This window comes from Streptomyces sp. NPDC014889 (assembly GCF_043081205.1).
In the GTDB taxonomy this organism is placed as follows: Bacteria; Actinomycetota; Actinomycetes; order Streptomycetales; family Streptomycetaceae; genus Streptomyces.
This window is the reverse complement of record NZ_JBIBWH010000005.1, coordinates 199,542-211,789: the sequence shown is the minus strand read 5'-3', so window position 1 is coordinate 211,789 and position 12,248 is coordinate 199,542. Positions and strand designations below refer to the sequence as shown.

Genomic DNA, 12,248 nt, shown 5'->3' with positions numbered 1-12,248 from the left:
CCGGTCTCGTTCAGCAGACCGGCGTCCTCACCCCACATCACCTCCCGCAGCGAACCCTCCAACTCACCATCGAGCACCACCAGTACGGCATCCAGCGCCTCCGCGAACTCCGGGAACCGGCCGTACAGCCCACGACCCATCCCCAACCGCTGCGAACCCTGACCCGGGAACAACGCCGCACGGCGGCCCGGCCGGGTGCGGCCGGTGACCGTGGCGGGGTCCGTCTCGCCGTCGGCGAGGGCGGTCAGGGCGCGGAGGGCATCCTCCTGGCCGGTGGCCAGGACGACGGCGCGGTGGTCGAAGGCGGAACGGCTGGTCGCCAGCGAGTGGCCGAGGTCGAGCGGGCGCGGCGCCGTGGGCTCGCGGACCGTGTCGAGCAGGCGGGCGGCCTGGTCGCGCAGCGCCTCCGGCGACTTGGCGGAGAGGACCAGCGGGACGACGGCGGGTTCGGCGCCGTCCGCGCCGGCCGTCTCCGGCGCCGGTGCGGCGACCGGCTGCTCCAGGATGACGTGGGCGTTCGTACCGCTGATGCCGAAGGAGGAGACACCGGCGCGGCGCACCCGGTCCGTCTCGGGCCACTCGGTCTGCTCGGTGAGCAGTTCGACGGCGCCTTCGGTCCAGTCGACGTGGGACGACGGGGCATCCACATGCAGGGTGCGGGGCAGCACGCCGTGGCGCATCGCCATGACCATCTTGATGACACCGGCGACACCGGCCGCGGCCTGCGTGTGGCCGATGTTCGACTTCAGCGAGCCGAGCCACAGGGGCTGCTCGTCGGTGCGGTTCTGGCCGTAGGTGGCGATCAGGGCCTGGGCCTCGATCGGGTCGCCGAGGGTCGTACCGGTGCCGTGTGCCTCGACGGCGTCCACGTCGCCGGCCGAGAGTCCGCCGCCGGCGAGGGCCTGGCGGATGACGCGCTGCTGGGAGGGGCCGTTGGGGGCGGTGAGGCCGTTGGAGGCGCCGTCCTGGTTGACGGCGGAGCCGCGGACGACCGCGAGGATCTCGTGGCCGTTGCGGATCGCGTCGGACTGGCGCTCGAGGAGGAGCATGCCGACGCCCTCGGACCAGCCGACGCCGTCCGCGGACTCGGCGAACGCCTTGGAGCGGCCGTCGGGGGCGAGCCCCCGCTGGCGGGAGAACTCGATGAAGGTGCTGGGCGTCGACATGACGGTCACGCCGCCGGCCAGGGCGAGCGTGCACTCACCGGACCGCAGCGCCTGGGCGGCCCAGTGCAGGGCGACCAGGGAGGACGAGCAGGCGGTGTCGACCGTGACCGCGGGACCCTCGAAGCCGAAGGTGTACGAGACCCGGCCGGAGGCGACGCTGCCCGCGCTGCCCTGGCCCTGGAAGCCCTCGAACTCCTTGCCGCCCAGGAGGCTGCCGTAGTCGTGGTACATGACGCCGGCGAAGACGCCGGTGCGGCTCTCACGGAGGCTCAGCGGGTCGATACCGGCCCGCTCGATCGCCTCCCAGGAGGTCTCGAGGAGCAGGCGCTGCTGGGAGTCCGTCGCGAGCGCCTCGCGGGGGCTCATGCCGAAGAAGCCGGGATCGAAGTCGCCCGCGTCGTGCAGGAATCCACCGGAACGGGTGTACGAGGTGCCGGTGTGCTCGGGGTCCGGGTGGTAGAGGCCGTCCACGTTCCAGCCGCGGTTGGCCGGGAAGTCGGTGATGGCGTCGGCGCCCTCGCTGACCAGGCGCCACAGGTCCTCGGGCGAGGTGACGTCGCCGGGGAAGCGGCAGGCCATGCCGACGATCACGATCGGGTCGTCGCCGGCCGGCGGCAGCAGCGTGACCGGGGTCGGTGTCTCGGTCTCGGCGCCGAACAGCTCGGTGAGCAGGTGGTCGGCGAGAGCGGACAGCGTGGGGTGGTCGAAGACCATGGTGGCCGACAGGCGCAGACCGGTGGCGGTGCGCAGGCGGTTGCGGAGTTCGACGGCGGTGAGGGAGTCGAAGCCGAGGTCGCGGAAGGCACGGTCGGCGTCGATGTCGGAGCCGGCGGCGTGGCCGAGGACCAGAGCGGCGCTCGCGCGGACCAGGTCGAGCAGGACCTCGTGGCGCTGCTCCCGGTCGAGCCGGGAGAGCCGCTGGACGAGTCCGGCGTCCGCGCCCTCGGCGGCCCCGGTCGCGGCGGTGCGGCGCACGGGGGTGCGGATCAGCCCGCGCAGCAGGGCCGGGACCTCCGGACGGCCGCGGAAGGCGGCGAGGTCCAGGCGGCTGGTGACGAGAGCGGCCTCACCGGTGGTCAGGGCGGCGTCGAGGAGGGCGAGACCCTGCTCGGCGGTGATGAGCGGCATCCCGGACTCGGCGGCCCGGCGGACATCACGCTCGTCGAGCCGGGCCGTCATGCCCGCACCCTGCTGCCAGGGACCCCAGGCGAGGGAGACGGCGGGCAGGCCGAGGGCCTGGCGGTGGGCGGCGAGGGCGTCCAGGAAGGCGTTGCCGGCCGCGTAGTTGGCCTGACCCGCGCCGCCGAAGACACCGGCGACGGACGAGAAGACCACGAACGCGTCCAGGTCCAGGTCACGCGTCGCCTCGTGCAGGTTCCACGCGCCGTCCACCTTGGGCCGCAGCACCGTGGCAAGACGCTCGCCGGTCAGCGAGCCGAGCACACCGTCGTCGAGAACACCGGCCGTGTGCACGACCGCGGTCAGCGGGTGCTCCGCGACCAGCGCGGTCACCGCGTCCCGGTCGGCGACGTCACACGCCACGACCGAGACCTCGGCACCCAGTCCCTCAAGCTCCGCCACCAGCTCACCGGCGCCCGCGGCGTCCGGACCGGAACGGCTGGTCAGCAGCAGACGCCGCACCCCACGCTCGGTGACCAGGTGACGGGCCACCAGACCACCGAGACCACCGGTACCGCCCGTCACCAGCACCGTCCCCTCCGACGACCACACGGCCCCGGCCGCGGGATCGGCGGTGGCGCGGGTCAGGCGGGCGGCAAGGGCACGGCCGCCGCGCAGCGCGAGCTGCGGCTCGTCAAGGGCCAGCGCGCGAGCGAGAACGGAGTGGGAGGCACCGTCAAGGTCGACCGACCCGAAGGCGCCGGGGTTCTCCGTCTGCGCGGTACGCACCAGACCCAGCACAGCGGCGGCGGCAAGGTCGGTCACCGGGGCGTCGTCGGTGGCGACGGCACCCCGGGTGACAAGCACCAGACGGGAACCGCTGAGCCGGTCCTCCGTCAGCCACTCCTGGAGAAGGGCCAGAGCCGCAGCGGTCCGCGTGTGCACGGAGCCCGGCGTGTCATCGGCGTCGGAACCGGCCGGCAGCGGAACCAGCACGGCACCGGGAGCCGGCGCGTCGGCAGCGAGCAGATCGGCCAGAGTCGCATACCGGACGGCGCCGTCGCCGAGGGCTTCGGCCAGGTCGTCGGTGTCCGGGCCCAGCAGGGCGAGGCCCGCTGAGCCCGTGCCCTCCGGCAGCGGGACCGGGGTCCAGTCGAGGCGGAAGAGCGCGTCGCGCAGGTGTCCGGCGTCGCCGGTCAACCGGCCGGCGTCGACCGGGCGGGCGAGCAGCCGGGCGATGGAGACCACGGGCCGGCCGGCCGGGTCGGCGGCGGTGACGGACAGCGCGTTCGGCCCCGCCGGGGCGAGGCGGACGCGCAGCGCGGTGGCACCGGAGGCGTGCAGGCTGACGCCCTCCCAGGAGAACGGGAGGCCGGCGTCGTCGTCGGTGAGCAGCGCGGGGTGCAGGGCGGCGTCGAGCAGGGCGGGGTGCACGGCGAAGCCGGCCGCGTCCTCGTTGTCCTCCTCGGGCAGCACGACCTCGGCATACAGCGCGTCACCGGTCCTCCAGGCCGCCGTAAGGCCCTGGAAGAGCGGACCGTAGGCGAAGCCGCGCGCGGCGAAGCGCTCGTAGCAGTCCTCGGCGTCGACGGCCTCCGCGCCGGCCGGCGGCCACACACTGGTGTCGAAGTCGGTGCCTGCGGGGGCGGTGTCGGACAGTGTGCCGGTGGCGTGCAGCGTCCAGACGCCGTCCGTGGCGTCCTCGGGACGCGCGTGCACGGTGACGGTGCGCCGGCCGTCGTCGTCGGCACCGGCCACGCGCACCTGGAGCAGTACGGCGCCGTCCTGCGGCAGGGTCAGCGGCGCCGCGAGGGTGAGGTCCTCGACCTGACCGCAACCGACCTCGTCACCCGCGCGGATCGCGAGGTCGACGAAAGCCGTGCCCGGCAGCAGCACCGTGCCCATGACCGCGTGGTCGGCGAGCCAGGGATGCGACGGGAGGGACAGCCGACCCGTGAACAACACGCCTTCCCCAGCGGGGAGTTCCACGGCCGCGCCGAGCAGCGGGTGGGAGGCGGAGCCGAGTCCGGCGGCGCGCATGTCGTGCGGATGCGCCGCTCGGGCCGTGGGCCAGTACCAGCGGTGCTGGAAGGCGTAGGTCGGCAGGTCGACGCGGGCGGCACCGCCGCCGGTGAACGCGGACGCCCAGTCGGCGTCGATGCCGAGGACGTGCAGCCGGCCCAGGGCGCTGAGGAGGGACTGCTCCTCGTCCCGGTCCTTGCGCAGCAGCGGCACGGTGACGGCGCCCTCGGTGGCGGACCGCTGTGCCAGGGCGGACAGCACGCCGTCGGGGCCGAGTTCGACGAAGGTGGTGACGCCGTGCTCGCCGAGGGTGCCGACGCAGTCGGCGAACCGGACGGCCTCGCGGACGTGACGCACCCAGTAGTCGGCCGAGCACAGTTCCTCGGCCGTGGCGAGGGCACCGGTCAGGTTCGACACCACCGGGATCGCCGGTGCCGCGAACACCAACCCCTCGGCCACGGAACGGAACTCGTCGAGCATCGGCGTCATCAGCGGAGAGTGGAAGGCGTGGCTGACGCGCAGCCGGCTGGTGCGCCGTCCCTGCTCGGTGAAGTGCTCGGCGACCGCGAGGGCGGCGGCCTCGGTGCCGGAGACGACCACGGACGACGGTCCGTTGACCGCGGCGAGGGAGACGTCGTCGGTGAGGAGCGGGCGGACCTCGTCCTCGGTGGCCTCGACAGCGATCATGGCGCCGCCCCGGGGCAGCGCCTGCATGAGGGTCGCGCGGGCGGCGACGAGACGACAGGCGTCCTCCAGGCTGAGCACCCCGGCGACGTGCGCGGCGGCTATCTCGCCGATGGAGTGACCGGCCACGAAGTCGGGCCGCATGCCCCACGACTCCACCAGACGGTACAGCGCCACCTCGACGGCGAACAGCGCGGGCTGGGTCCAGCCGGTCTCGTTCAGCGGACCGGCGTCCTCACCCCACATCACCTCCCGCAGCGAACCCTCCAACTCGCCGTCCAGGACGGCCAGTACGGCGTCCAGCGCCTCCGCAAACACCGGGTAGCGGCCGTACAGCTCACGGCCCATGCCCAACCGCTGGGAGCCCTGGCCGGAGAACACGAACGCGGTGCGGTCGCCGCGGGCGGTGCCGGTCAGCAGCGCGCCGTCGTCGGCGCCGGCGGCGAGGGCCGCGAGGGCGCGCAGCGCCTCGGTGCGGTCGGCGCCGGCGACGACGGCGCGGTGGTCGAAGACGGAACGGCTGGTGAGCAGCGAGTACGCGATGTCGGCCGGGTGGGCCTCGGGGTGGGCCTCGACATGGGCGAGCAGCCGGGCGGCCTGGTCGCGCAGCGCCTCGGGGGTCTTCGCGGACAGCGCCCAGGGGGCGGCCGGGAGTTCCCCGGCGGGGCCGCGCGGGGCGGCCGGGGCCGGGGTGGCGGCCGGCTGCTCGATGATGACGTGGGCGTTGGTGCCGCTGATGCCGAAGGAGGAGACACCGGCACGCCGCACCCGGTCCGTCCCGGGCCACTCGGTCTGCTCGGTGAGCAGTTCGACGGCTCCGGCGTCCCAGTCGACGTGCGAGGACGGGGCGTCCACGTGCAGGGTCCGCGGGAGCACACCGTGCCGCATCGACATGATCATCTTGATGACGCCGGCGACGCCCGCGGCGGCCTGGGTGTGTCCGATGTTGGACTTCACGGAGCCGAGCCACAGGGGCCGCTCGGGGTCGCGGTCGCGGCCGTAGGTGGCGATGAGCGCCTGGGCCTCGATGGGGTCGCCCAGGGTGGTGCCGGTGCCGTGCGCCTCGACGACGTCGACGTCGTCGGGGGACAGTCCGCCGCTGGCGAGGGCCTGGCGGATGACCCGCTGCTGGGAGGGCCCGTTGGGGGCGGTGAGGCCGTTGGAGGCGCCGTCCTGGTTGACGGCGGACCCGCGCAGCACGGCGAGGATCTCGTGGCCGTTGCGGATCGCGTCGGCCTGCCGCTCCAGGACGAGCATGCCGACGCCCTCGGACCAGGCGACGCCGTCGGCGGCCTCGGCGAACGCCTTGGAGCGGCCGTCGGCGGCGAGGCCGCGCTGGCGGGAGAAGTCGACGAAGGTGCTGGGTGTCGACATGACGGTGACACCGCCGGCCAGGGCGAGCGTGCACTCGCCCGTGCGCAGGGCCTGGGCGGCGAGGTGCATGCCGACGAGGGAGGAGGAGCAGGCGGTGTCGACGGTGACGGCCGGGCCCTCCAGGCCAAGGGTGTACGAGACGCGTCCCGAGGCGACGCTGGGGGCGCTGCCGTTGCCGCGGAAGGCCTCGTACTCGTCGCCGGTGAGGATGGTGCCGTAGTCGTTGTACATGACGCCGGCGAAGACGCCGGTGCGGCTGCCGCGCAGGCTGAGCGGGTCGATGCCGGCCCGCTCGACGGCCTCCCAGGACAGTTCGAGCAGCAGGCGCTGCTGGGAGTCGGTGGAGAGTGCCTCGCGCGGGCTCATGCCGAAGAAGTCGGCGTCGAAGGAGCCCGCGTCGTGCAGGAATCCGCCGGCGCGCACATAGGTGTGCCCGGGGCGGTCGGGGTCCGGGTCGTAGAGGTTGTCGACGTCCCAGCCGCGGTTCACGGGGAACGGGCCGGTGGCGTCGACGCCCTCGCTGACCAGGCGCCACAGGTCCTCGGGCGAGGTGACGCCGCCCGGGTAGCGGCAGGCCATGCCGACGATGACGATCGGGTCGTCGGTGGTGGCCGGGAGGGTGCCGGCGGGGGTGGGCAGGGGTGTGTCGTCGGCGGTGCCGAGGAGTTCGTCGCTCAGGTGGTCGGCGAGCGCGTTCGGCGTCGGGTAGTCGAACACCATGGTCGCGGGCAGCCGCAGACCGGTGGCGGCGTTGAGTCCGTTGCGCAGTTCGACCGCGGTCAGCGAGTCGAAGCCGAGGTCCTGGAACTGGCGCGCGGCTTCCACCTGGTCGGCGTCGGCGTGGCCGAGGACCTGGGCGATCTGGGTGCGGACCAGGCCGAGGAGGGTCTCGCGGCGGGCGGCGGCGTCCAGGCCTGCCAGTCGCTGGGCGAGGCTGTCGGCGGTCACCGAGGCCTGGGCGGCGGCGCGGCGCACGGTGGTGCGGATCAGTCCGCGCAGCAGCGGCGCGATCTCGCCCTGGGTGCGCAGCACGGCCAGGTCGAGGCGGACCGGCAGGAGGGCGGGGCCGCCGGTGGTGAGGGCCGCGTCGAAGAGGGCGAGGCCCTGTTCGACGGTGAGCGGCGGCATGCCGGAGCGGGCGATGCGCTCGACGTCGATGTCGGACAGCGTGCTGGTCATACCGACGCTCTGGGTCCAGGGCCCCCAGGCGAGGGAGGTGGCGGGCAGGCCGAGGGCGTGCCGGTGGGCGGCGAGGGCGTCCAGGAAGGCGTTGCCGGCCGCGTAGTTGCCCTGTCCGGGGCTGCCGAGGGTGGCGGCGACGGAGGAGAAGAGCACGAACGCGTCCAGGTCCAGGTCCCGGGTGAGCTCGTGCAGGTGCCAGGCGGCGTCGGCCTTGGGCCGCAGCACGGTGTCGAGGCGCTCGGCGGTGAGGGAGCCGATGACGCCGTCGTCGACCACGCCGGCGGTGTGCACCACCGCGCTCAGCGGGTGCTCGGCGGGCACCCGGGCGAGGAGCGCGGTGAGCGCCTCCCGGTCGGCGACGTCGCACGCGGCGATGTCGACGAAGGCGCCGAGTGCGGTGAGTTCGTCGGCGAGGGCGCGGGCGCCGTCGGCGGCCGGGCCGCGGCGGCCGGCGAGCAGCAGATGGCGGACGCCGCGTTCGGTGACGAGGTGACGGGCGAGGACGCCGCCGAGTCCGCCGGTGCCGCCGGTGATCAGGACCGTGCCGTCCGGGTTCCAGTCGGCGGGGGCGTCGGGCGCGGGCACCCGGGCCAGCCGGGCGGTGAGTACGTCGGAGCCGCGTACGGCGAGGTCGGGTTCGTCGTACGCGGCGGTCAGGGCGGCCACCAGCGCCGCGGGGGCGATGGGCGCGTCGGCGGCGAGGTCGAGGAGGGCGAAGCGGCCGGGGTTCTCGGTGCGGGCGGTGCGGATCAGACCGGCGGCCGCGGCGGCCGGCAGGTCACCGCCCGCGGTGGCGTCGCGGGTGACGAGGACGAGCCGGGCGTCGGCGAACCGGTCCCCCGCCAGCCAGTCCTGGGCCAGGCCGAGCACGGCGGCGGCGGTGGAGTGGGCGGCGTCGGCGGCGGGGGTGTCCTGCTCCCCTGGCACGGTGGTGAGGACGATCCCGGGCACCGGGGCGGTGTCCGCGGCCAGCGCGGTCAGGTCGGGGTGGACGGTGACCTGGACGCCGTTGGCGCGCAGCGCGTCGGCGAGCCCGTCCGGGTCGGCGCCGACGAGGGCGACGGTCTCCGGGAGCTGCCCGGACGGGCTGCGCAGCGGGGTCCACTCGACCCGGAAGAGGGAGTCGCGGTGGACGGCTCCCGCGGTGCCGGGGCTGTCCTTGGGGACGGCGCGGGAGACCAGCGAGTCCACGGACAGGACGGTGCCGCCCGCGGTGTCGTACACGGCGATGGAGACGGTGTCCTCGCCCGAGGAGGTGATCCGGGCGCGGACGGTGGTGGCGCCGGAGGCGGCGAGGTGCACGCCCTGCCAGGCGAACGGCAGTCCGCCCCGGCTGATGGCGCCGAGGTCGGTGTAGGCGGCGGCGTGCTGGGCGGCGTCCAGGAGCGCGGGGTGCAGGCCGAAGTCGGCGGGGTCGGTGCCGGCGTTCTCGGGGACGGCGACCTCGGCGAACACGTCGGTGCCGCGGCGCCAGGCGGCGCGCAGGCCCCGGAAGGCGGGCCCGTAGTCGAAGCCGAGGCCGGCCAGGCGCTCGTAGCAGCCGTCGAGGTCGACCTGCTCGGCGCCGGCGGGCGGCCAGACGGTGGCGTCGAAGGCGGCGTCCGGGGCGCCGGCGCCGGTGGTGAGGACACCTGTGGCGTGCTGGGACCAGGGCAGGTCGAAGCCGTCCTCGACGCGGGAGAAGATGCCGAGCGTGCGGCGGCCCGCGGGGTCGGGGGCGCCCACCCGGACCTGGAGCTGGACGGCGCCGCGCTCGGGGAGCACCAGCGGGGCGGCGAGGGTGAGTTCCTCGACGCGGTCGCAGCCGGCCTCGTCGCCCGCGCGGATGGCGAGTTCGACGAAGGCGGTGCCGGGCAGCAGGGCGCGGCCCTGGACGCCGTGGTCGGCGAGCCAGGGGTGGGAGTGGACGGAGAGCCTGCTGGTGAACAGGAACCCTTCGTCGTCGGCGAGTTCGACGGCCGCGCCGAGCAGTGGGTGGTCGGCGGAGCCGAGTCCGGCGGCGGTGACGTCCTGGGTGGAGCGGCCCGCGGCCGGCCAGAACCGCTGGTTCTGGAAGGGGTAGGTGGGCAGGTCGGCGCGGAGGGCGCCGGTGGTGTCGAAGAGGCGGGCCCAGCGGACGGTGAGGCCGCGGACGTGCACCCGGGCGAGTCCGGTGAGGGCGGACTCCTCCTCGGGGCGGTCCTTGCGCAGCAGCGGGACGGCGGCGGTGCCCTCGGGCAGCGACTCCTGCGCCATCGCGGACAGCACGCCGTCGGGGCCGACTTCGAGGAGGGTGGTGACGCCTCGGGCGGCGAGGGTGGTGACGCCGTCGGCGAAGCGGACCGCCTCGCGGACGTGACGCACCCAGTAGTCGGCGGTGCACAGGTCCGCGGGGTCGGCGACGGTGCCGGTCAGGTTGGAGACGACCGGGATGCGCGGCTCGTGGTAGGTGAGGCCGCGGGCGACGCTGCGGAACTCCTCCAGCATCGGGTCCATGAGCGGCGAGTGGAAGGCGTGGCTCACCTTGAGCCGGGTGGTCTTGCGGTCCTGCGCCTCGAAGTGCGCGGCGATCGCGGCGACTTCGTCCTCGTCACCGGCGACGACCACCGCCGACGGCCCGTTGACCGCCGCGATGGAGACCCGCTCCGTCAGATGCGGGGCGACCTCCTCCTCGGTGGCGCGCACCGCGAGCATCGCACCGCCCCGCGGCAGTTCCTGCATCAGGCGGGCGCGGGCGGCGACCAGCGTGCACGCGTCCTCCAGCGACAGCACCCCGGCGACATGGGCGGCGGCGATCTCACCGACGGAGTGGCCGCCGACGTAGTCGGGGGTGACGCCCAGGGAGGAGACGAGGCGGTAGAGGGCGACCTCGATGGCGAACAGCGCGGGCTGGGTCCAGCCGGTCTCGTTCAGCAGGCCGGCGTCGGAGCCCCAGACGACGTCGCGCAGCGGGCGGTCGGTGTGACCGTCGAGCAGGGCGGCGATCTCGTCGAAGGCCTCGGCGAACACCGGGAATCGGGCGTGCAGTTCGCGGCCCATGCCGAGGCGCTGCGAGCCCTGTCCCGAGAACAGGACGGCGGAGGCGCCGTCGTCGACCGAGCCGTGGGCGATCTCGGTGGCGCCGGAGGCGTCGGCGCCGTCGCAGAGCAGGACGGCGCGGTGCTCGAAGGTGGCGCGTCCGTCGGCGAGCGCGAAGCCGATGTCGAGCGGGTCGGCGCCCGGGTGGCTCGCGAGGTGGGCGGCGAGGCGCTCGCGCTGGGCCGCGAGCGCGGCGGCGGTGCGGCCGGACAGGGTCCACGGGACGAGCGCGGGGCGTACGGCGGGGTCCGGGGCGGGGCGCTCGGGCTCGGCGGGGGCCTGTTCGAGGATGAGGTGGGCGTTGGTGCCGCTGATGCCGAACGAGGAGACACCGGCCCGGCGGGCGCGGCCGGTCTCGGGCCAGTCGACGGCGCGGTCGAGGAGTTCGACGGAGCCGGCGGTCCAGTCGACGTTGCTGGTCGGCCGTTCGGAGTGGAGGCTCCGGGGCAGGACGCCCTGCTGGATCGCCATGATCATCTTGATCACGCCCGCGGCGCCGGAGGCGGCCTGGGCGTGGCCGATGTTCGACTTGACGGAGCCGAGCCACAGCGGCCGTTCACGGTCCTGGCCGTAGGTGGCGATCAGCGCCTGCGCCTCGATGGGGTCGCCGAGGGTGGTGCCGGTGCCGTGCGCCTCGACCGCGTCGACGTCCGCGCCGGTCAGGTGCGCGCTGTCCAGGGCGGCGCGGATGACGCGCTGCTGGGACGGGCCGTTGGGGGCGGTGAGGCCGTTGGAGGCGCCGTCCTGGTTGATGGCGGAGCCGCGCAGCACGGCGAGGACCGGGCGGCCCTCGCGCTGGGCGTCGGACAGCCGCATCAGGACGAACAGGCCGGCGCCCTCGGCCCAGCCGGTGCCGTCGGCGTCGTCGGAGAACGGCTTGCAGCGGCCGTCGGCGGCCAGTCCGCTCTGCGAGGTGAACGCGATGAACGGGTGCGGCGTCGCCATGACGGACGCGCCGCCCGCCAGGGCCAGGGAGCACTCGCCGCCCCGCAGGGCCTGCACGGCCAGGTGCAGGGAGACCAGCGACGAGGAGCAGCCGGTGTCGACGGTGACCGCCGGGCCCTCGGCGCCCAGGAAGTAGGAGAGCCGGCCGGAGATCACACTGGCGGCGTGGCCGGTGGTGGAGTACACCTCGGCGTCCTCGTCGGACGCCTTGATGACCTCCGCGTAGTCCTGGCCCGTGGTGCCCATGAACACGCCCGTGCGGCTGCCGCGCAGCGTGGAGGGGTCGATGCCGGCCCGTTCCAGGGCCTCCCAGGCGATCTCCAGGAGGATGCGCTGCTGCGGGTCCATGGCGACGGCCTCGCGCGGCGAGATGCCGAAGAAGGCGGGGTCGAACCCGGCGGCGTCCTGGAGGAAGCCGCCGACCTGGGCGAGGCTGCTGCCCTCGCCGCCGCCCGCCAGCCGGTCCAGGTCCCAGCCGCGGTCGGTCGGGAACGGGCCGATGACGTCGCGGCCCTGGGCGACGAGCTCCCACAGGTCCTCGGGGGAGGCGACGCCGCCGGGGAAGCGGCAGCCGATGCCGACGACGGCGATCGGCTCCGCCGCCGAGGCGACGAGCTGCTCGTTCTGCTTGCGCAGCCGCTCGATCTCCTTCAGGGACGACCGCAGCGCCTCGACGTACTTGTTGGGGGACGTGCTCAT

At 74.9% G+C, this 12,248-nt stretch carries 1 protein-coding gene (only partly in view); it reads right to left on the bottom strand.

Annotated features, from left to right (window positions below):
• On the bottom strand, positions 1-12,248 hold the 5' end (the start) of the coding sequence (locus ACF09J_RS11685) for an SDR family NAD(P)-dependent oxidoreductase (RefSeq protein WP_392305216.1). The gene continues 20,473 nt to the left of window position 1, outside the view; 12,248 of the gene's 32,721 nt are visible here — the first part of the coding sequence; it begins with the start codon at positions 12,246-12,248; its stop codon lies off the left edge, out of view.